Source organism: Streptomyces sp. NPDC050546 (assembly GCF_044457425.1).
GTDB lineage: Bacteria > Actinomycetota > Actinomycetes > Streptomycetales > Streptomycetaceae > Streptomyces.
Genome location: NZ_JBITGX010000002.1, coordinates 78,406 through 98,571 on the forward strand (window position 1 = coordinate 78,406; position 20,166 = coordinate 98,571).

The 20,166-nt window shown below is 73.0% G+C and carries 21 protein-coding genes; 13 read left to right on the top strand and 8 right to left on the bottom strand.

The window, feature by feature from the left end; all coding sequences use genetic code 11:
• The first annotated feature begins 14 nt into the window (after positions 1–14).
• Positions 15–1,634 carry an ABC-F family ATP-binding cassette domain-containing protein gene (locus ACIBK5_RS05135; protein WP_399016386.1) on the top strand — a complete coding sequence of 540 codons (1,620 nt, stop codon included), beginning with the start codon at positions 15–17 and terminating at the stop codon, positions 1,632–1,634.
• 131 nt (positions 1,635–1,765) lie between these two features.
• Here the strand turns inward: ACIBK5_RS05135 and ACIBK5_RS05140 are convergent, their stop codons facing one another.
• Positions 1,766–2,866, bottom strand: a complete 1,101-nt coding sequence (locus tag ACIBK5_RS05140) for a Vms1/Ankzf1 family peptidyl-tRNA hydrolase (RefSeq protein ID WP_399016388.1) — start codon at positions 2,864–2,866, stop codon at positions 1,766–1,768.
• A gap of 93 nt (positions 2,867–2,959) precedes the next feature.
• On the opposite strand from ACIBK5_RS05140, the gene ACIBK5_RS05145 reads away from it, so the two are divergent.
• Positions 2,960–3,217: a DUF6158 family protein gene (locus tag ACIBK5_RS05145; protein ID WP_382486735.1), complete on the top strand. Its 258-nt coding sequence runs from the start codon at positions 2,960–2,962 to the stop codon at positions 3,215–3,217.
• A gap of 24 nt (positions 3,218–3,241) precedes the next feature.
• Here the strand turns inward: ACIBK5_RS05145 and ACIBK5_RS05150 are convergent, their stop codons facing one another.
• The 3 genes from ACIBK5_RS05150 to ACIBK5_RS05160 form a co-directional block, all read right to left on the bottom strand.
• Positions 3,242–3,784: a type 1 glutamine amidotransferase domain-containing protein gene (locus tag ACIBK5_RS05150; protein ID WP_399016390.1), complete on the bottom strand. Its 543-nt coding sequence runs from the start codon at positions 3,782–3,784 to the stop codon at positions 3,242–3,244.
• 76 nt (positions 3,785–3,860) lie between these two features.
• Complete coding sequence (locus tag ACIBK5_RS05155) at positions 3,861–4,292, bottom strand: CBS domain-containing protein (protein ID WP_382595881.1); 432 nt, start codon at positions 4,290–4,292, stop codon at positions 3,861–3,863.
• A gap of 84 nt (positions 4,293–4,376) precedes the next feature.
• Positions 4,377–4,778 carry a DUF2795 domain-containing protein gene (locus ACIBK5_RS05160; RefSeq protein WP_399016392.1) on the bottom strand — a complete coding sequence of 134 codons (402 nt, stop codon included), beginning with the start codon at positions 4,776–4,778 and terminating at the stop codon, positions 4,377–4,379.
• 158 nt (positions 4,779–4,936) lie between these two features.
• Between ACIBK5_RS05160 and ACIBK5_RS05165 the strand changes: the two genes are divergently transcribed.
• From ACIBK5_RS05165 to ACIBK5_RS05185, 5 genes are all read left to right on the top strand, one after another.
• Positions 4,937–5,128: a hypothetical protein gene (locus ACIBK5_RS05165; protein WP_399016394.1), complete on the top strand. Its 192-nt coding sequence runs from the start codon at positions 4,937–4,939 to the stop codon at positions 5,126–5,128.
• Between the two features lie 234 nt (positions 5,129–5,362).
• Positions 5,363–6,157 (top strand): RNA polymerase sigma factor SigF, encoded by a 795-nt coding sequence (locus ACIBK5_RS05170; RefSeq protein ID WP_399016395.1) that lies wholly within the window; start codon positions 5,363–5,365, stop codon positions 6,155–6,157.
• Positions 6,158–6,349: 192 nt separating this feature from the next.
• Positions 6,350–7,021 (top strand): hypothetical protein, encoded by a 672-nt coding sequence (locus tag ACIBK5_RS05175; protein ID WP_399016397.1) that lies wholly within the window; start codon positions 6,350–6,352, stop codon positions 7,019–7,021.
• Positions 7,022–7,213: 192 nt separating this feature from the next.
• Complete coding sequence (locus ACIBK5_RS05180; protein ID WP_399016399.1) at positions 7,214–8,461, top strand: aminotransferase class I/II-fold pyridoxal phosphate-dependent enzyme; 1,248 nt, start codon at positions 7,214–7,216, stop codon at positions 8,459–8,461.
• On the top strand, positions 8,458–9,519 hold the full coding sequence (locus tag ACIBK5_RS05185; RefSeq protein WP_399016401.1) for an MBL fold metallo-hydrolase: 1,062 nt from the start codon (positions 8,458–8,460) through the stop codon (positions 9,517–9,519). The genes ACIBK5_RS05180 and ACIBK5_RS05185 overlap by 4 nt, the downstream gene beginning before the upstream one ends.
• 75 nt (positions 9,520–9,594) lie before the next feature.
• Here the strand turns inward: ACIBK5_RS05185 and ACIBK5_RS05190 are convergent, their stop codons facing one another.
• Both ACIBK5_RS05190 and ACIBK5_RS05195 read right to left on the bottom strand, forming a co-directional pair.
• Positions 9,595–10,215 (bottom strand): DedA family protein, encoded by a 621-nt coding sequence (locus ACIBK5_RS05190; protein ID WP_399017272.1) that lies wholly within the window; start codon positions 10,213–10,215, stop codon positions 9,595–9,597.
• 29 nt (positions 10,216–10,244) lie between these two features.
• Positions 10,245–11,018 carry an MBL fold metallo-hydrolase gene (locus ACIBK5_RS05195; protein ID WP_399016403.1) on the bottom strand — a complete coding sequence of 258 codons (774 nt, stop codon included), beginning with the start codon at positions 11,016–11,018 and terminating at the stop codon, positions 10,245–10,247.
• An 83-nt stretch (positions 11,019–11,101) separates the two neighbouring features.
• On the opposite strand from ACIBK5_RS05195, the gene ACIBK5_RS05200 reads away from it, so the two are divergent.
• From ACIBK5_RS05200 to dnaK, 6 genes are all read left to right on the top strand, one after another.
• Positions 11,102–11,503 carry a hypothetical protein gene (locus ACIBK5_RS05200; protein WP_399016405.1) on the top strand — a complete coding sequence of 134 codons (402 nt, stop codon included), beginning with the start codon at positions 11,102–11,104 and terminating at the stop codon, positions 11,501–11,503.
• Positions 11,504–11,632: 129 nt separating this feature from the next.
• A complete protein-coding gene (locus tag ACIBK5_RS05205) occupies positions 11,633–13,705 on the top strand; it encodes a phage holin family protein (RefSeq protein ID WP_399016407.1) in 2,073 nt (690 codons plus the stop codon).
• Between the two features lie 102 nt (positions 13,706–13,807).
• Positions 13,808–14,236, top strand: a complete 429-nt coding sequence (locus ACIBK5_RS05210; protein ID WP_399016408.1) for an OsmC family peroxiredoxin — start codon at positions 13,808–13,810, stop codon at positions 14,234–14,236.
• 213 nt (positions 14,237–14,449) lie between these two features.
• The gene (locus ACIBK5_RS05215) at positions 14,450–15,832 is read left to right on the top strand and encodes a hypothetical protein (RefSeq protein WP_399016410.1); all 1,383 of its coding nucleotides are present in this window, start codon (positions 14,450–14,452) and stop codon (positions 15,830–15,832) included.
• A complete protein-coding gene (locus tag ACIBK5_RS05220; RefSeq protein ID WP_399016412.1) occupies positions 15,829–16,569 on the top strand; it encodes a glycerophosphodiester phosphodiesterase family protein in 741 nt (246 codons plus the stop codon). Before ACIBK5_RS05215 ends, ACIBK5_RS05220 begins: the two co-directional genes overlap by 4 nt.
• 72 nt (positions 16,570–16,641) lie before the next feature.
• On the top strand, positions 16,642–18,507 hold the full coding sequence (gene dnaK / locus ACIBK5_RS05225) for a molecular chaperone DnaK (protein WP_399016414.1): 1,866 nt from the start codon (positions 16,642–16,644) through the stop codon (positions 18,505–18,507).
• 21 nt (positions 18,508–18,528) lie between these two features.
• On the opposite strand, the gene ACIBK5_RS05230 is transcribed toward dnaK, so the two are convergent.
• Both ACIBK5_RS05230 and ACIBK5_RS05235 read right to left on the bottom strand, forming a co-directional pair.
• Positions 18,529–18,996 carry a nitrate reductase molybdenum cofactor assembly chaperone gene (locus ACIBK5_RS05230; RefSeq protein WP_399016416.1) on the bottom strand — a complete coding sequence of 156 codons (468 nt, stop codon included), beginning with the start codon at positions 18,994–18,996 and terminating at the stop codon, positions 18,529–18,531.
• A 93-nt stretch (positions 18,997–19,089) separates the two neighbouring features.
• Positions 19,090–19,953 (bottom strand): helix-turn-helix domain-containing protein, encoded by an 864-nt coding sequence (locus tag ACIBK5_RS05235; protein WP_399016418.1) that lies wholly within the window; start codon positions 19,951–19,953, stop codon positions 19,090–19,092.
• Positions 19,954–20,166 lie beyond the last annotated feature (213 nt).

Consider the following 20,166-nt stretch of genomic DNA (forward strand, 5'->3'; position numbering starts at 1 on the left):
CAGAATCCGTGCCCATGGGTCACCTCGAAGCCGCGCACCTGGAGTACTACCTGCCCGACGGAAGGGCGCTGCTCGGCGATGTGTCCTTCCGGGTGGGTGAGGGCGCCGTCGTGGCCCTCGTGGGGCCCAACGGTGCCGGGAAGACCACCCTGCTGCGCATGCTCGCCGGTGAACTGAAGCCGCACGGCGGTTCCGTCACCGTCGGCGGCGGCCTGGGGGTGATGCGGCAGTTCGTCGGATCCGTACGTGACGAGACGACCGTGCGCGACCTGCTCGTGTCCGTCGCGACGCCCCGCATCCGCGAGGCGGCCCGTGCCGTCGACGCCGCCGAGCACGCCATCATGACGGTCGACGACGAGGCCGCCCAGCTCACGTACGCCCAGGCCCTCGCCGACTGGGCCGAGGCGCGCGGCTACGAGGCCGAGACGCTGTGGGACATGTGCACCACGGCGGCCCTGGGCATCCCGTACGACAGGGCCCAGTGGCGGCAAGTGCGCACCCTCTCCGGCGGCGAGCAGAAACGGCTCGTGCTGGAGGCGCTGCTGCGCGGCACCGACGAGGTGCTGCTGCTCGACGAGCCCGACAACTACCTCGACGTGCCCGGCAAGCGCTGGCTGGAGGAGCGGCTCGCCGAGACCCGCAAGACCGTGCTGCTGGTCTCCCACGACCGCGAACTCCTCGCCCGCGCGGCCCAGCGCATCATCTCCCTGGAACCCGGCCCCGCCGGCGCCGACGCCTGGATGCACGGCGGCGGCTTCGCGACGTACCACGAGGCCCGCCGCGAACGCTTCTCCCGTTTCGAGGAGCTGCGCAGGCGCTGGGACGAGAAGCACGCCCAGCTGAAGAAGCTGGTGCTGACCCTCCGTCAGGCCGCCGCCAACAGCGACGGGATGGCGTCCCGCTACCAGGCCGCCCAGACCCGGCTGCGCAAGTTCGAGGAGGCCGGCCCGCCCCCGGAGCCGCCGCGCGAGCAGGACATCAGGATGCGCCTCAAGGGCGGCCGCACCGGCGTCCGCTCGGTCACCTGCGAGCACCTGGAACTCACCAACCTGATGAAGCCCTTCGACCTGGAGGTCTTCTACGGCGAACGCGTCGCCGTCCTCGGCTCCAACGGCTCGGGCAAGTCCCACTTCCTGCGACTGCTCGCCGGCGGCGACGTGGCGCACACGGGCCACTGGAAGCTGGGCGCCCGGGTCGTGCCCGGCCACTTCGCACAGACCCACGCCCACCCGGAGCTGGAGGGCCGCACGCTCCTCGACATCCTGTGGAAGGAGCACGCGCAGGACCGGGGCGCCGCGATGTCCCGGCTGCGCCGCTACGAGCTCACGAACCAGGCCGAGCAGACGTTCGACCGGCTGTCCGGCGGTCAGCAGGCCCGATTCCAGATCCTCCTGCTGGAGCTCCAGGGCGTGACGGCGCTGCTGCTCGACGAGCCGACCGACAACCTCGACCTGGAGTCCGCCGAGGCGCTCCAGGAGGGCCTGGAGGCCTTCGAGGGCACGGTCCTCGCCGTCACGCACGACCGCTGGTTCGCCCGCTCCTTCGACCGCTACCTGGTCTTCGGCAGCGACGGCCGGGTCAGGGAGACCCCGGCCCCGGTCTGGGACGAACGCAGAGTGGAACGCGCCCGCTAGGGGCGCAGCCCAGGGGCGCGCCCGGGGCTGCGCCCCTCAGGGGCGCGGGGAACTGCGCGACCAGCCGCAACGCACCCGCACACGCAACAGGGGGCTCACCCCAATGGCGGCTGGGCGCCGAACAGCTCTGCTCACTTCCAGCGAAGCAACGCCCCGAGTCCCCCCACCGGCGCCTCCTCCTCCGCAACCGCCAGCGCATGCGCGTCCGTGGCCACCGCCGACCGGATCAACGCGTCATCCGCCCGGGCCGGCCACGAGTGCTGCTCACCGAGGATCTTCAGATCCGTGCGCCGCACGGCCACCTGGTCCGGATCCTCGCCGATCCACACCTCGCGGTGCGCGTCCGGCCCGTTCGGCCTGATGAGCAGCTCGTCGATACGGTGCTCACGTGCCGCCTCGATCAGCGCGGGCACGCCCTCCACGGCCCGGGCCCGGCCCTCGTCGTCCGGGTTCCGGCCGGCCCGGAACCGCTCCAGCTCCGCCTCGGCCTGCCGCGCCACATGCTCGGCGCGGGCCCGCTCCACGTCCTCGTCGAGGAGCCGGCTGCCGCTGCCGTGCGGCGCCTCGGCCACCAGGCCGTGCAGCCGCTTGGGCAGCCGTTCGTGCACGGACCGCCGCTCACGGTCGTCGCCGACGAGAATCAGCAGGTCGGCCCGGGTCTCCTCCTGGCACACGGCGAGCGCGTCGGCGATCTCCGCGGCGTTGTGCTCCCAGGTGTTCTCCACCCGCAGCTGGAAATGCCGCTCGGACCAGTCCGCGGAGCTCGTCCGGTGCACCGGCCACTGCCGCCCGGTGACGCCCCCGGAGTCCTCCCTGCCCAGCGCGCTGCGCAGCTCGAAGTCCGCGCCCTTGCGGTCGACGTAGGCGACCACGCAGACCGGGTCCTCGCCGGCCAGCTCCAGCAGGGGCGTGACGCGCGGCAGCGGGGCACACTCGGCCCAGTCGCCGGCCTGCGGGGGGTGGGCCAGCGGCAGGTCGAGGACCACCTCGCCGTCGCGCGCGAAAAAGGCCCGGCCGTGTGGTTCGGAGGAGTGTCGCAGATCCTCGATCGCGTTCTGCACGGCCCCGCAGGTCGCCTCGTCCGCGCCCTGCGCGGCAAGCTGCCTGGCCATGGCCTGGGCCGTCAGCTGCCGCTCGTGAGGCGTGTCCTCCGTGTGCCGGGAGGTGTCGACGTACACAGAGGCCCAGGGGCCCGAGTGTTCGTAGAGTGGGTGCAGAAAGGCGAGATCCATGGCTCCCTCCCGGGTGCCGATCGGGTGTAGTGCTCAGTTGCACCGGGCGGGTACCCGTACCGCGGACACGAACACGACGAGCGGGGCGACACCATGACCGGAGTGGACCCTGACCGGCTGGACGACCAGCAGCTCATGAAGGAGCTGGAGACCATCCACCGCACGCGCCACGACACGCTGCTGTACGGGTCGAACGACGCGCTGCGGGCCCACAACGAGCGCATGGCGCAGCTCGAGGGCGAGTACCTGCGCCGCAACCCGCGCCGCCCGGTGGCCGCGGGCCGCACTCGCGAAGGGGCCCGGGAGCGGGGGAGCGGAGAGTCGGCGACTCCCACGACCCCCGGCACCTGAGCCCCTGGGACCCGCGCAGCGCGCTCAGCCGTCCTGCTCGGCGAACACCTCCAGGAAGGTCTCGCAGAACGCCTTGAGGTCGTCCGGCTTGCGGCTGGTGACCAGCTTGCCCGCGCCGTGGTCGCAGACCTTGACCTGCTTGTCCACCCAGGTGCCGCCCGCGTTGCGGATGTCCGTGCGCAGACTCGGCCAGGAGGTCAGCTCCCGGCCGCGTACGACGTCCGCCTCGACCAGCGTCCAGGGCGCGTGGCAGATCGCGGCCACGGGGCGGCCGTGCTCGAAGAAGTCCCGGACGAACGCGACGGCCCTGTCGTCCGTCCGCAGGAAGTCCGGGTTGGCGACACCGCCGGGCAGCACCAGTCCGCCGAACGAGTCGGGCGCGGTCTCGCCCACCACCTCGTCCACGGGAAAGGTGTCCGCCTTTTCGAGGTGGTCGAACGCCTGGATCTTCCCCTGCTTCGTCGACACCAGCACGGGCTCGTGACCGGCGTCCTTCGCCGCCTGCCACGGATCGGTCAGCTCGATCTGCTCGACGCCCTCGGGCGCGACCAGAAACGCGATACGCATCTTGCTCAACGTCCTTTCCCGTAACGGGTCCTCTTGGGCGTAAGACCCGGGATGTCCTTGAGGCCCTGGAGCGTGCTCATGCACCGCCCCGGGCGTCCGGCTCGGCGCGGCTGATGTCGGCGAGCGCCGACGCGGGGTCCTCGGCCTCGGCCAGGTCGCCGAGGCTCACCATGCCGACCGGCAGCCCGTTCTCCACCACCGGCAGCCGGCGCACCGCGTGTTCGCGCATCAGCGTGGCCGCGGTCGCCACTCGGTCGTCCGGTGACACCGTCACCGGATCCGGAGTGCACACGGTCTGCGCGCTCACCGTCATCGGATCGGCGCCGTCGGCGACGGCCCGCACCGCGATGTCACGGTCGGTGAGTACTCCGATCACGTCCTGCCCGTCGGCGACCACCACGTCGCCGATGTTCTGCGTGCGCATCAACTGTGCCGCCTCGACGAGCGAGGCGTCCGGGCGCACGGCCACCACACCCGGAGTCATCACGTCCTTCACCAACTCGGCCATCACTGGGGCCCTCTCTCCGTTCCCAGGTCGGCAGGGGTACCGCGGCGCACCGGCCGGCACGCCGCGGTACCCCTGGCGCGGTCACTACGCGTATTCCTCAGGCCCGGTCTCGCGGGCCCGGACCAGGGCCTGGGCCAGTTCCTGGACATTGCCGTAGCGCTCCTGCCGCGGCAGTCGCTCCAGAGCCTCGACGAGGGTGTCGGGCGCCTGGTGGCCGCGCAGCTCGCGGGCCAGGTCACGCGCGCTCGCGGGGAACGCCTTGCGGCCCAGGAGCCGGGCCAGATCCAGCCGCACCGACTCCAGAGACGTCGGCGCACGGCTCGGTGTCACCGGCCCGTACGCGACCTCGGGGTCGTCCTCGGCGGCCGGCTCCGGGTCGTGCCACTCCTCACTGCGGGTGGGGTGCCCGGACCTGAGCAGACCCTGCAGTTCGTGCTTCATCTCGTCGTCCCGGTGGACGCTCAGCCGGTCGCTGCCTCGCTGCATGTCTCCCTCCAGACCTTCGGGGGTCCGCACCGCGTACCCGAACACCGGGAGCCGACACGGGATCGGCACACCGGATCGCCACACCCGCCGTGGTTTGCGCCAGAGCCTGAGGGAGACCCGGATCACACCCCCCACACCTCCCTGGGGAAGGACCCGCCATGGCGATGCTCGCTGTGCTCATCCCGCTGCTCATGCTCGGAGCAGTGCTCGTTCTGGGCCGGTACGAGGAACTGCTGCTGCCCCAGGAGAACGCCGGCCGGCGCGAACCGGCCGACGTACCCGTACCCCCCGCTTCCGCGGCCGCCGCCCCCTCTCCCGCCCCGGCGGGAACGTCCGCCCCTTCGCCCTGAAGCCCAGCTCGGCCGCGGCTCGTCGGTCCGCGTCGGGTCACCCTGCGCGACGGCGGAGAACCTCTCCGGGTTTGTGTGTGAGGGCCCGGGGCAGGCGCCCTTAAGTGCTTCGGACAGGAGGCACGTCCGTGGGAGCGGCGTGAAGCGTCGCCAGCGGCGCCCCTGTCCCGCAGCGGATGCGCTCCCACGGTGACGGTCCAACCCAGAGCACCTGCAAGGGAATTGCGACGCATCATGCCGACTCACACGAGCACGAAGCAGCACCCCCACGACGACGCCCCCGACACCGCCGAGGCCTTCCGCAGGCTCGCCGCCCTCCCCGCCGGCCCGCAACGCGACGCGCTGCGCGACGAGATCGTCGAGGCCTGGCTGCCCATGGCGGACCGCATCGCGGGGCGCTTCCGCAGCCGCGGCGAGAGCCTGGACGATCTGCGCCAGGTCGCGGCCCTCGGCCTGGTCAAGGCCGTGGACCGGTACGACCCGGAACTCGGCAACGCCTTCGAGAGCTATGCCGTGCCCACCGTCACCGGCGAGATCAAGCGGCACTTCCGTGACCACATGTGGACCCTGCACGTTCCCCGCCGGGTCCAGGACCTGCGCAACCGTGTCCGGTTCGCCTCCCAGGACCTGTCCCAGACCATCTCCGGCCGCAGGCCCACCGTGGCCGAGATCGCCGAGCACGCGAAGTTGAGCGAGGAGGACGTGAAGACCGGCCTGGAGGCGCTGGAGAGCTTCACCGCCCTCTCCCTGGACGCGGAGCTGCCCGGCAGCGAGGACGGGTACTCCCTGAGCGACGCGCTCGGGTCGCCGGATCCCGCGCTGGACACGGTCGTGGACCGTGAGGCGGTGAAGGACCGGCTGGCCGCGCTGCCGGAGCGGGAGCGGGCGATTCTCTACATGCGGTTCTTCTCCGACATGACGCAGAGCCGGATCGCCGAGGAGCTGGGGATCTCGCAGATGCATGTGTCCCGGCTGATCAGCCGGTGCTGTGGGAAGGTTCGCGAGCAGGTGATGCGGGATGTGGCGTAGCGCCGTAGGGGGCGCGGTGCGCCGGCGCGTGCGGGCCGGTCGTGGCCGGTCGGGCAGTTCCCCGCGCCCCTAGGGGGTTGCGGTTCACTCTGTTGGGGGGTGCTGTCCCGCTAATGGGGTCCGGTTTCGCGCGGCCCTGTCGTGGGCGGGCTGTGATGGCAGAGGGGCATGACTACCGAAGGAGTCCCCTCGATGCGCCGCAGCCTTCACGCCCTGTCCGTCGCCGTTCTCGCCGGGTCCGCCCTGGCGGGCTTCGCACCCGCCGTCTTCGCCGAACCCGCCGCCGAGGTCAGTCCCGCCACCGTCGAGCCCGGGGGGACGCTCACCGTCTCGGTGAGCTGTGATCCGACCGGTGGGCCGCCGCCCGACACGATCGACGCCACCTCGCAGGCCTTCGACGACGGCACGGTCCCGCTGCGCAGGGTCACCGGCAACGACGACAAGGTGTCCGGGCCCGCCTACCGGGGCACGGCCCGCATCGCGTCCGCCGAGAACTTCGAGGGCGACCCGGACGCCCTCGGCGAGGACTCGGCGTGGACCGTCGACGGCACCTGCCCGGCCGCTCCCGGAGGTCAGGGCAAGGAGTGGAGCGCGACGTTCACGGTGGCCCACGGCGGCGGTGGCCACCACAAGCCGTCTCACCGGCCCACGCACCGGCCCACCCACAAGCCCTGCCCCGAATCCCACCACGCCCACGACACCGAGTGCGGTGGAGCGGTGATCCAGCGCGGGGTACGGGCCGGCGACGGCGGGGCCTTCAGCGACTCCGTGCCGGCCCTGGTCGCGGGCGGGCTGCTGATCGCCGGCGCGTTCGGCGCCGCCGCGCACCGGCTGCGCGACCGGGAGCGCGATCCCCACCGCTGACCTGCCGGGACCGTTCCGCGGCGCCCCCGGAATCGCCCCGCTTCCCCGGCCCGGCCCGCTCATGCTGTGACCGTCACAACCCGGCGGGGCGCCCATGGGGCGGCGGCACCCTGGGTACTCACTGGCCGAGGGCACGAGCCGCACCGTACGGATCACCGGAACACAGCGGCACCAGGCACTGCGGAGGTACGGATGCGGCGGACGGACCCGCAAGGCCACGGCCCCGTCCGGTTCGGGCCGCCGCTCCCCGAGGACGGACTGCCGGTGCTGCCGGAGTTGTCCGCGGTGCTCGCCGCGGCGGCGTCCCGAGGTGACCACGAGCCGGTCGGCGGCGGCTCCGCGCTGCGGGAGGCCGCCTGCGGCTACTGGGACCGGCGCGGACTGCACTGCGCCCCCGACCGTGCGGCCGCCGGCCCCGGTGCCCCCTCCCTGCTGCTCGCGCTGACCGCCGCACTCGGCGGTGACGTCCTGGTGCCGAGGCCCTGCGCGGCCTGGTGGGCGCCGTACGCACGCCTGCTGGGGCGGCCCGCCTTCCATGTGCCGACCCCGCCCGAGAGCGGCGGCGTCCCCGATCCGTACGCCCTGCTGGAGACCGTGCGCCGGGTCCGCGCCGAGGGCGGCGACCCGCGTCTGCTGGTGCTGTCCGTCGCCGACGACCCCACCGCGACCGTCGCCCCTCCCGAGCTGCTGCACGAGACCGTAGAGGCCGCCCAGGGGGAGGGCCTGCACCTGGTCAGCGACGAGACCTGGCGCGACACCCTGCACGACCCCCACGACACCGTGCTGCTCAGCCCCGCCGAGATGCTGCCCGAGCGGGTCACCGTCGTCACCGACCTGGCCGGTTCCCTGCTCCCTCCCGGCTGGCCCGCCGCCGTGGCCCGCTTCCCGGCCGGCGAGGACGGCGACGGCCTCCACGCGCGCGTGCTCGATGTCCTCACCGCGCTCGACGCCCGCGTCGCCGCCCCGGTCGCCGCGGCAGCCGGGTACGCCCTGGCCGAACCGGACCCGGTCACGGAGCGCGTGGCCGCCACCGTACGCCTGCACGCGCGCGTGGCCGCCGCCGCGCACTCCGCCGTCGTCACCGCCGGTGCCCTCTCCCGGCCCCCGCGGGCCGGCCGGCACCTGTACGTGGACCTCGCCCCGCTGCGCCCCGCGCTGACCGCGCACGGCGTGGGCGACGCGCAGGAACTGGAGGACTTCCTCTCCGCCCGCCTCGGCATGCCCGCGCCGGGCGGCCACCGCTTCGGCGACGACCTCGAAGCCCCGCGCGTGCGGCTTTCCACCGGCGCACTGCTGCCCGCCTCCGACCCGGAACGCGCGGAATGCCTCACCTCACCCGCACCGTTGGAACTGACGCATGTGCGACGGGCGTTGCTCCGGCTGAAGTCGGTCTTCGACGACCTCCGTGACGAAGCTCAGCGATGGGAGCCTCCTCGATGACGCAGCAGTCCGAGTCGACCACCGGTACGACCACCCGGGAAGCCGGCGACCCGGCACTCCCGTCCCCGCTCGCGCCCCCGTACCCGCCCCTGGCCGAACCCCGGCCGCTGGCCGAGCGGAGAGTGTGGCCGCGCACCTTCCACGACCGGCTGACCGCCCCGCTCCCCGGCCTGAAGGCCATCGCCCGCTTCGCCCGCGAAGGCTCCGTGAGACCGAGCCCCCAAGGCCTCGCCGACATTCCCCGGCTCCCCTACGCCCCCGGCCCGCTGCCCCGCGTCGACGCCCGCACGATCGCCGTCACCTGGGCGGGGCACGCCAGTTGGGTGCTGCGCGTCGGCGGCCTCACGGTCCTCACCGACCCGGTCTGGTCCCGCCGGATCCTCGGCACCCCCGCCCGCATCACCCCCGTGGGCGTCCCCTGGGACGCGCTGCCGCGGGTCGACGCCGTCGTCATCAGCCACAACCACTACGACCACCTGGACGCCCCCACCCTGCGCCGGCTCCCGCGCGACACCCCCGTGTTCGCCCCGGCCGGGCTCGCCCGCTGGTTCCACCGCCGCCGCTTCACCCGCGTCACGGAACTCGACTGGTGGGAGGCGGCCGAACTGGACGGCGTCCGCTTCGACTTCGTCCCGTCCCACCACTGGTCCAAGCGCACCCTCACCGACACCTGCCACAGCCTGTGGGGCGGCTGGGTGCTCACCGACCGGGACGGACAGCGCGTCTACTTCGCCGGCGACACCGGCTACGGCCACTGGTTCTCCCGCATCGGCCGCCGCTACCCCGGCATCGACCTCGCCCTCCTCCCCATCGGCGCCTACGACCCGCGCTGGTGGCTCAGCGACGTCCACTGCGACCCGGAGGAGGCGGTCCGCGCCACCCAGGACCTGGGCGCCCGCCGGATGGCCCCCATGCACTGGGCGACCTTCGTCCTCTCGGCGGAGCCCGTCCTGGAGCCCCTCCATCGCGTACGAGCGGCCTGGGAAAAGGCGGGCCTGCCCCGGGAAGACTTGTGGGACATGCCGGTCGGCGCGTCAAAGGTGCTTCAGGGAAAGTGACCCAAGGGGCGCGGGGAACTGCGCGATCAACCACGACCAACCCGCACTCCACGAACAACCACAACCCCTACGGCGCTACCGAACCCGCCGCACAACACCCGGCACCGCGCTGATCACCAGCGTCAGTGCGATCGCCGCCACCACACCCTCCCACGGCTCGTCGAACAGCGACCCCCCGAGAATCCCGATCAACTGATACGTCAAAGTCCACGCCAGACACGCCGGCAGATTCCCCCGGGAGAACCGCCGCAACGGCCACTCCGCCAGCAGACAGGCGAGCATCACCGGGATACGCCCGGCCGGCACCAGCCGGGACAGCACCAGCACAGCGACACCGTGCGCGGCGAGCTTCTCCTGCGCCCGGGCGAGCCGGTCCTCCGGCGCCCGCGACCGGATCGCCTCCAGCCAGCGCGAGCCGTTCCTCGACCTCAGCCCGCGCCGCCCCAGCCAGTACAGCGTCGCGTCCCCGAGGAACGCCGCCACCGACGCCGTCAGGAACACCATCGCCAGCGAGAGGGGCGACGTCTGGTGAAAGGCGACCACGGCCGCCGAACTCACCAGCGCCCCCGTCGGAATCACCGGCACCAGCGCCCCGGCCAGCACCAGCAGGAAGAGCGTCGGATAGCCGACCGCCTGCTGGGTGGAGGTCGGCACGATGGACGCGGGGGTGACGGCGGATGCCGCCAGCAGGGGCAGACCGGCCTGCGCCACGGGCGCGGTCCAGGTCACCGCGTGCCCTTCAGCCGCACGCTCTCCCCGTGCCCGAGCCGGTGCACCGCCACAGCGGGTGCGCGGCCGGCCGCCAGCCGTACGAACTCGTCGCCCGGCGCGTGGAACTCATGGGGGCGCACGGCGTCCATCCCGATCGGCCAGTACGTGCCGTAGTGCACCGGCACCGCACTGCACGGCGCCAGTCGTGCCAGCGCCTCCGCCGCCCGTCCCGCGTCCAGGTGTCCCTCGCCGAGGTACGGCCCCCAGCCTCCGACCGGCAGCAGCGCCACCTCGACGGGCCCGACCTCCTCGGCCATCGTGTCGAACAGTCCGGTGTCCCCGGCGAAGTACGTGCGGGCCTCGCCGGCTATGACATAGCCGAGCGCGGGGGCGCGGTGCGGTCCGAGCGGCAGCCGCCGCCCGTCGTGCCGCGCGGGCACGGCCCGTACGACGACGTCGCCGACCGGGGTCTCGTCCCCGGGCGCCACCTCGCTCACCCGCAGGTGCGTGAGCCGGCGCAGTGCGGGCACCGCCCGGCGCGCGCCCCGGGGCACGAGCAGGCGCGTGCCCGGGGCGAGCCGCATCAGCGAGGGCACGTGCAGATGGTCGGCGTGCAGATGAGAGACCAGGGCCACGTCCGCTTCCAGGGCTCCGGGCGGCGGCAGGGCCCCGCGCCGGCGCCGCAGGTGCGCGAGCCGGCGTGCGAACAGGGGATCGGTGAGCACGCGCACGTTCGAGTCCTCCACTGTGCAAGTGGCGTGACCCCACCAGGTGATCTCCACCGGCACCTCTTTGCCTCCTTCGCGCGACTCCCCGAAGCCTACGGGCAGGAGTAGGGTCGGCGGCGAAACCGGAGGTGAGGGGGGACGCCATGGTGCCGGTCCGGGTCACGGCGATCGCGAGTCTGACGCCGCTGGAGGAGCTGGACGACGATCCGTTCCTGGTCGACTCCCGCAGCCAGCACGCGATGTGCTCCCGCTGGGCCGCCGAGCGGGGCTATGTGGTCAGCCGGGAGTTACTTGTCCGTGGACTGCGTCCCGACCACGGTGCCCTGTGGGACGGCGTCCGGCCCGGCCTCGACCTGTTCGTGGCTCCCAGCCGACGGGTGCTCGAGAGCGCGCTCGCGTCCGTCGAGGAGTTCACCGCCGAGTGCGCGAAGCGCGGGGTGCGTGTCGAGACGGTGGGGCACGCGGAGCCGGCGTACGACGCGGCGATGAAGGCCTGCGTGCACCGCCGGCTGTCGATGCCGACGGCCGGGTACGACGGACGCTGACGCGGCGACGGCGAACCGCGTGCCCTCGGCACCGCCCGGCGGTGCGAGGGACGAAAGGCGCTCCCCGGGCGTTGTGACAGGGTGGACGAGGGCCCCGCGGCGGCGGGCCGGGACGTGAGGTGGCTGGGCGTGCGGGGCGTGCGGTGGCGGCGGGTCGCCAGTCAGGTCGGGCGGAGCGTCGCCGTGTGGGCGGTCTCCACCGTCACCCTGCTCCTGCTCGCCGGGATCCTGCCGGACTTCCGGCTCCGGTCCGCGGACGGCGACAGCGCCACCGACATCGCCGTCACGGCCGCGTTCGGCGCCGGCGCCTTCGGTCTGCTGTCGGCCGTGGTCTGGCCGCTGCTCGTCCGGCTCCTGCTCCTCGTACCGGCGCTCGTGCTCGGGCTGCTGGTGTTCTTCCTCAACGGCGCGCTGCTGCTGCTCGCCCTGCGGCTCAACCCCGCCGAGCGCGGCGCCGCCGCCCCGGAGACCGCCGTCGTGGTCGCCGCCGTGATGTCCGCCGTGGCGTCCGCCACCGGCGCCGCCCTGGCCGTGCGCGACGACGACGCCTACCGCCGCAGGCTGTACCGCCTCTCCGACCGCCGCCGCCGGTCCGGACCGCCCAGCCCTTCCAGCCCCGGCACGGTGTTCCTGCAGCTCGACGGCGTCGGCCACGACGTCCTGCTGGACGCGGTCGGCAAGGGCCTGATGCCCACCGTCGCCCGCTGGCTCGACCACGGCGACGGCGGCCGCTCCACCCACCGCCTCACCCCCTGGCGCACCGACTGGTCCAGCCAGACCGGCGCCAGCCAGCTCGGCATCCTGCACGGCAGCAACCACGACATCCCCGCGTTCCGCTGGTACGAGAAGGACACCCGCGAGGTGGTCGTGTGCAACCGCCCGACCAGCGCCGCCGAACTCCAGCGCCGCGCCGTCGGATACGCCGGACACGGCGGGCTGCTCACCGTCGACGGCGCCAGCCGCGGCAACCTGTTCAGCGGCGGCGCCGAACAGCAGGCCCTCGTGCTGTCCATCGCCACCCGCCGCCGCAGCCGCGAGAACCGCTCCCGGGCGGGCTACTTCGCCTACTTCTCGGATCCGGCCAACGCCGTGCGCACCGCCCTGTCCTTCGTCGCCGACGTCGGCCGGGAGATCGGCCAGTCCACCCGGGCCCGCCTCCGCAAGCAGCGCCCGAGGGTCTCCCGCGCGGGCCTCTACCCGTTCGTCCGGGCCTTCGCGACGGTCGTCGAGCGGGACGTCGTCGTCGCCTCGGTCACGGGCGACATGCTCGTCGGCCGCACCGCCGTCTACGCCGACCTGGTGGCCTACGACGAGGTCGCCCACCACTCCGGCCCGGCGAGCCGCGACGCGCAGAAGGTCCTCGAGAAACTCGACCGGTCGCTCGCCCTGATCGAGAACGTCGCCGAGCACGCCCCGCGCCCCTACCGGATCGTCGTCCTGTCCGACCACGGCCAGAGCCCCGGCGAGACCTTCCGTTCCCGCTACGGCCTCACCCTGGGTGACCTGGTACGGGCCGGCTGCGGACTGCCCGTGTCGCGCAGGGCGGAGCGCACCCGCAGCGGGGCGGAGGCCCGGGCCGCCGTGCGCGCCGCCCTGCGCATCCCGGTCGAGGAGGGCGGCGAGCGGCACCGACCCGCGCGCCGCCCGGAGCCGATCGTGCTGGCCTCCGGCAACCTGGGCCTGGTCTCCTTCCCGGACGTCACGCACCGGATGAGCAAGGAGGAGATCGACGCCCGCCACCCCGCGCTGCTGCCGACCCTCGCCAACCACCCCGGCATCGGCTTCCTGCTGGTCCGCAGCGACGAGCACGGCGGGCTCGTCCTCGGCGCGAACGGCGCCGAGATCCCGCTGGCCGGCCTCGACGACGACCCGGGCCCGCTCGCCGCGTTCGGGCCGGGCGCGGCCGACGCGGTGCGCCGTACGCACTCCTTCCCGCACACCGCCGACATCATGGTCAACTCCTTCCACGACCCGGCCGACGGCGAAGTCCTCGCCTTCGAGGAGCAGATCGGCTCCCACGGCGGCCTCGGCGGCGCCCAGGGCAAACCCTTCCTGCTGTCCCCGCTCGTCCTCTCGGCGCCGGTGGCGGACGGGGCGGAACTCGTCGGCGCCGAGCACGTCCACCGCGTCCTGCGCCGCTGGCTGCGCGAGTCGAACGGCCCCCAGGTGCCGCTGGAGAGCAGCGAGGAACGCGCGGCCTGAAATTCGGGGCGTACGCGGACGCGGCGCCACGGGTGTGATCGGATGGGGGTACGGGACCCGGAGACGGGCCCCACCGCGAGTCCGCACGCGAAAGGAAGAACCGTGGCTACCACGCGCTCCGCACACACCGTCTGGGAAGGCAGCCTGCTCGAGGGCAACGGCGTCGTCACCTTCGACACCTCCGGTGCGATCGGCGAGCAGCCGGTCACGTGGGCGTCGCGCGCCCAGGAGGCGAACGGGAAGACCAGCCCCGAGGAGCTGATCGCCGCCGCCCACTCCAGCTGCTACTCCATGGCCTTCTCCAACATCCTGAACAAGGCCGGGACGCCGCCCACCAAGCTCATCACCTCCGCCGACGTCTCCTTCCAGCCCGGTGAGGGCATCACCGGCATCCACCTCACCGTCGAGGGCACCGTCCCCGGCATCGAGGAGGCGGCCTTCCTCGCCGCCGCCGAGGAGGCCAAGACCGGCTGCCCGGTCAGCCAGGCGCTGAAGGCCACGCCCATCACGCTGACCGCCAAGCTCGCCTGACCAGGCACACCCCCGGGGGGGGGGGGGGGGGGGCGCCCCCGGCGGCGGGGGCGGGGGGGGGGGGGGGGGCCCCCCCCCCCCGCGCCCCCCCCCCCCCCCCCCCCGGGGGGGGGGGGCCCCCCCCCCGGGGGGCCCCCCGCGACGTCGTCGGTTCGCCACCCCCGGCCGGGGTAGAACCACACGCATCGGAACCGACGGGCCGGAAGGAACGCGATGCTGCCGGGAACCTCCCCGAACGCGACGGTGCTCGACTCCGCCACCCGGGACCGGACCCGCGTCCTGCTGCTGTTCAGCCTCTCCGGACGGCTCCGCCCCCGGGACACCGGCCTCGGCGCCCTCGTCGACCGCTACGACTACGGCCGCTTCACCTCGCACCTGATGACCAGCCAGGACGTGCTCCCCGTCCCGGTCCTCGACGAACAGGTCGCGCCCCGCAGGCTGCGGCTGCCGCACGGCGACCACGGCCTGGGCCTCGCCTCCCTGCGGATCCTCGTCGTCACCACCCCGCGCGGCGACGCCACCCTGGTCGTGGACTGCGCCTTCGCGGGCGAGACCACGGCCGGCGACCTCGCCGCCTGGCTGGCCACGACCTGCTTCGACCGGGAGCGGATCGAACTCGACGACCGCCCGCTCCTCCAGACGCTGACCGAGCAGCTCGGCCGCCCGCTCGCCCTCGGCCAGAACGTGCACCAACTCGTCTTCCCCGGCGGCCGGTTACACCGCGAACTGCTCAGCGCCGACGAGGCCCGCAAGGCGATCCTGCTGAACGAGATCGTCTACCGCGGCCGGATGCCCTGGAATCCCGCCACGCCCTACGACGCGAGCCTCGCGCCGCACCTCAGGAACCAGGGCCTCACCCTGTCCGCCCTCGGCCGGGGCGTCTCCGTCCAGGCCGGCTGGGCCCCGCACGTCGAGAACGGCCTGATGCTCGTCGCCGTCGGCATGGTCTCCGCCCTCGCCGTGCTCCAGCGCACCCGGCTCGCCGCCTTCGCGATGATGAAGGCCAACGAGCAGGCCCTCACCGACTCGCCCACCGAGATCCGCTCCCTGATCTCCCGCCTGTCCGCGGGCGTCAACGAACTCCAGCTGGACCTCGCCTTCGGCGTCGAGGCCTACGTCGACAGCCTGCTGATCCCCGAGATGGTCATGGAGGCCTTCCAGTCCTCGCAGCGCGACGCCCTCGGCATCCGCGACAGCCTGGAGAACTCGGCCCGCATGGTCGAGCGCCTGACCTCGGTGATCAGCGCCCGCTCCGCCGCCCTGGACGCCGAACTCGCCGAACGCGACGAGCGCCGCGACCGCACCGTGTCCGGCCTCGTCGCCGCCGCCACCCTGATCGCCCTGCCGCCGACCCTGCTGCTCGCCTTCTTCGGCGTGAACGGCACCAACGTCGACGACCACCGCTCCATCCTCGACCTGCGCGCCTACGGCACCGCCTACGCGCTGGCCTGGCTCCCCTTCGTCGTCCTCGTCGTGATCGGATACGTCCTGCTCAGACGCGTCAGCACCCGCTCCGGCTCCCTGCTGCCCACGTCCGGCGACGACGCCGTCCCCGTACCGCCGCCACGCCCGCCCTCCGGGAGCGCCCGACCATGACGCCCCGCCCCGCCGTCTCCGCCCACCGGGGCGGCTCCGAGCGCGCCGACGCCGCCACCTGGGAGGCGTACAAGGACGCGCTGGAGTCCGGCGCGGAGTATGCCGAGTTCGACATCCGCCGCACGGCCGACGGTGTCCTCGTCGTCTACCACGACCCCCGGGTCGGGTCCACCGGGCCGCCGCTGTCCCGGCTCACCCACGCCGAGCTGAGCGAGCGGGCCGGCTACGACGTGCCGGTGGTGGACGAGGTCATGGCGCTGATCGCCGGGAGACTCGTGGCCCACCTGGACCTCAAGGAGGTGGGCTACGAGCAGGAGGTGGTCGACCGGGCGGTGGCCCTGCTCGGCACGGACGGACTCGTCGTGACGACACTGGAGGACCGTTCCCTCGCCGCCGTGACACGGGCCTTCCCCGGGGTGCGCACCGCGCTGTCCCTGGGGCGCGACCGCAGGGACCTGGCCCTGGCACAGCTGCCGGGGACCCGGCTGAGCGAGCTGTTCCCCGCCCGCCGGATCCGTGCCTGCGGGGCCCATGGCGTCGCCGTGCACCAGCGGCTGGCCAGGACCACCGTGCTGCGCGAGGCGACCCGGCGCGGCCTGTTCACCATGGTGTGGACGGTCAACGACGACACCCTGATGCGAGCGTTCCTCGCCCACCCACGGGTGGACGTGCTGGTCACGGACCGGCCCCGGCGAGCCGTGGCCCTGCGCGGGCCGATCACCCCTTCGCGGCATTGACAACAGCGCACTCAAGTTTTGTGCTGGAGACTGGGGAGTGAGCGGGGAGTGCCCTGACGGAAGGGGACGGCGATGGGACGAGCGGTCGGGATCGACCTCGGGACCACGAACTCGGTGGTGGCCGTGCTGGAGGGCGGTGAGCCCACGGTCATCGCCAACGCGGAGGGGGCCAGAACCACACCCTCGGTCGTGGCGTTCGCCAAGAACGGCGAGGTGCTGGTGGGGGAGGTCGCCAAACGGCAGGCCGTGACCAACGTGGAGCGCACCGCCCGCTCGGTCAAGCGCTACATGGGCGACGCGAGCTGGCGTTTCCCGGACCAGGGCGACGTGGACGGCACCCGCTACCGGGCGCAGGAGCTGTCCGCCCGGGTGCTGCAGAAACTGAAGCGGGACGCGGAGTCCTACCTCGGCGAGGACGTCACCGACGCGGTGATCACCGTCCCGGCCTACTTCGACGACCATCAGCGGCAGGCGACCAAGGAGGCCGGTGAGGTCGCGGGCCTGAAGGTGCTGCGGATCATCAACGAGCCGACGGCGGCGGCGCTGGCCTACGGGCTGGACAAGGAGAACGACCAGACGGTCCTCGTCTTCGACCTCGGCGGCGGCACCTTCGACGTGTCGTTGCTGGAGATGGGCGAGGGCGTCATCGAGGTGAAGGCCACCAACGGCGACACCCACCTCGGCGGCGACGACTGGGACCAGCGGATCGTCGACTACCTCGTCAAGCGCTTCAAGGGCCAGAACGGCGTCGACCTCGCGGGCGACAAGATGGCGGTGCAGCGGCTGCGCGAGGGCGCCGAGAAGGCCAAGATCGAGCTGTCCAGCTCCACCGAGACGACGATCAACCTGCCCTACATCACGGCCTCCGCCGAAGGGCCGCTGCATCTCGACGAGAAGCTGACCCGGGCCCAGTTCCAGGAGCTCACCGCCGATCTCCTCGACCGGTGCAAGGCGCCCTTCCACCAGGCCGTCGACGACGCCGGGGTGAAGCTCTCCGCGGTCGACCACGTGATTCTCGTCGGAGGCTCGACCCGGATGCCCGCGGTGACCGAGCTGGTCAAGGAACTCACCGGCAAGGAGCCCCACAAGGGCGTCAACCCCGACGAGGTCGTGGCCCTCGGCGCCGCACTCCAGGCGGGCGTCATGCGTGGCGACGTCAAGGACGTGCTGCTGCTCGACGTCACCCCGCTGTCCCTGGGCATCGAGACCAAGGGCGGCATCATGACGAAGCTCATCGAGCGCAACACCACCATCCCGACCCGGCGTTCGGAGATCTTCACGACGGCGGCAGACAACCAGCCCTCGGTCGGCATCCAGGTCTACCAGGGCGAACGGGAGATCGCCGCCTACAACAAGAAGCTCGGCGTCTTCGATCTGACGGGCCTGCCGCCGGCACCGCGCGGCGTCCCGCAGATCGAGGTGGCCTTCGACATCGACGCCAACGGCATCATGCACGTCTCCGCCAAGGACATGGCGACCGGCCGCGAACAGAAGATGACCGTCACCGGCGGCTCGGCCCTGGGCAAGGAAGATATCGACCGCATGATGCGCGAGGCCGAGCAGTACGCCGAGGAGGACCGGAGCCGCCGCGAGGCCGCCGAGACCCGCAACCAGGCCGAGCAACTCGTCTACCAGACGGAGAACTTCCTCCGCGACAACGCCGACAAGATCCCGGCCGACACCAGGTCCGAGGTCGAGTCGGCCGTCGCCGACGTGAAGGGACAGCTGGAGCAGCAGGCGGACACGGCCGCCCTGCGCACCGCCGTCGAGAAACTCGCCTCCGTCAGCCAGAAGATGGGCCAGGCGATGTACGCCCAGGCCCAGCAGGCACCCACCGGGGAATCTCCCGGCTCCGCGCAGGAAGAGGAAGGCGTGGTCGACGCGGAGATCGTGGACGAGGAGAAGGACCAGCGGGACGAGAAGGGCGGCGCCGCGTAGGCCGGACCACCGTCGCCGGTCCTAGGGACCGGTGTGCGAGGGCGGCAGCGTCGCGCACACCGCGTCCAGGACCGTCGCGTAGGGCGTACCGAAGTCGGTGAGCCCGGACCGGAGCCGGTCCAGGCCGTCGCGGTGCTCCGTGAGCAGCTCGATGCTGCCCGTGCGGGCCGCGAACTCCAGGACAGCGGGCAGGAAGTCGGGCGGTTCCTCGCCGGTGGTCTCCAGGCCGTGCGCGCGGTACACCTCCTCGGAGGGCGCCGGTGCCGACTCGCGCCAGACGCTCAGGTACAGGCTGTGGTCCTGCCCGGCCTCGAAGACCTCGACGTAGTGCGCGGCCAGCTCCCTGGGCGGGGTGACGGCCGCGTGGTCGGCGAACTCCCTCAGCTGCGGGGCGGCTTCGCGCAGCAGCGACAGCCGGGCGCGGAAGTCGTCGTCGGGGTACATCAGGCACAGCGCGGCCGCCTGGTACAGCAGCTCGAATCCGGGCATCGGACCTCCTTCGCGTGCGCTCCCTTGCCTGCCGCGTGATGCCGACGCTAGGGGCGGGCCGGGGAGGGCACCCGCCGACGGGGCCCGTACGGGTCAGAAGCCCTCGCGGTACTCCCGCAGGAGGGTCTCCGTGCGCTGTGCCGAGCCCGCCCGGGCCGTCATGTGGTCCAGGACCTCCAGATGCGCGGAGACCTCCTTGCGGGAGTCCAGGTACAGCGCGCCCGTCAGATACTCGGTGAAGACCATGTCGGGCAGTTCGGGCTCGGCGAACCGGAACAGCGAGAACGGGGCGTACGTCCCCGGATGCGGGCCGTCCTTGAACTCGGCGAGCTGGAGCGTGACCCGGTCGCGCGCGGCGTACTCCAGCAGCTTGTCCAGCTGGTCGCGCATCACCCGGCCGTCGACGCTCACCGGGCGGCGCAGCACCGTCTCGTCCATGATCACCCACAGGTGGGGCGGGTTCTCGCGGTCCAGGAGCCGCTGCCGCTCCATGCGCAGCGACACATGCCGCTCCACCGCCTCCGGTCCCGCGTTCGCGATGGTGCCGGCCTCCAGCACCGCACGCGCGTACCCCTCGGTCTGCAGCAGCCCCGGCACGAAGTGCGGCTCGTACGAGCGGATGATCCGGGCGGCGCCCTCCAGGCTCACGTACAGGCTGAACCACTCCGGCAGCACGTCGTGGAACCGCTGCCACCAGCCCGGCCGGTTCGCCTCCTCGGCGAGGTCGACGAACGCGCTCACCTCGTCCTCGGGCACGCCGTACGCGGTCAGCAGGATCTGCACGTACGGGATCTTCAGCGCGACGTCGGCGGTCTCCATCCGCCGGACGGTCGCGGGGGCGACGCGCAGCACCCGGGCGGCCTCGTCACGGCCGATGCCCGCCGCCTCGCGCAGTTCTTGCAGCCGCTTGCCCAGCACCACCTGGCCCACGGTGGGTGCGGCCCGTCGTTCACTCACGCCACGCCTCCCCAACGTGCCCAAGCCCGCGCACAGTCTGTCACGTTCCGCTGACGGTCTCACAGGGCCGACGGTGAGGAGATCACGGGAGAGGACGTGTCGCCGGGGCATTACCCCGCGGGTAATCGACCGGGCGCCGCCGGAACGGGATCGTGAACGTACCGGGTCCCGGGCCGGCGCACTCCGGCCCGGGACCCGGCTCCAGCCGCATGT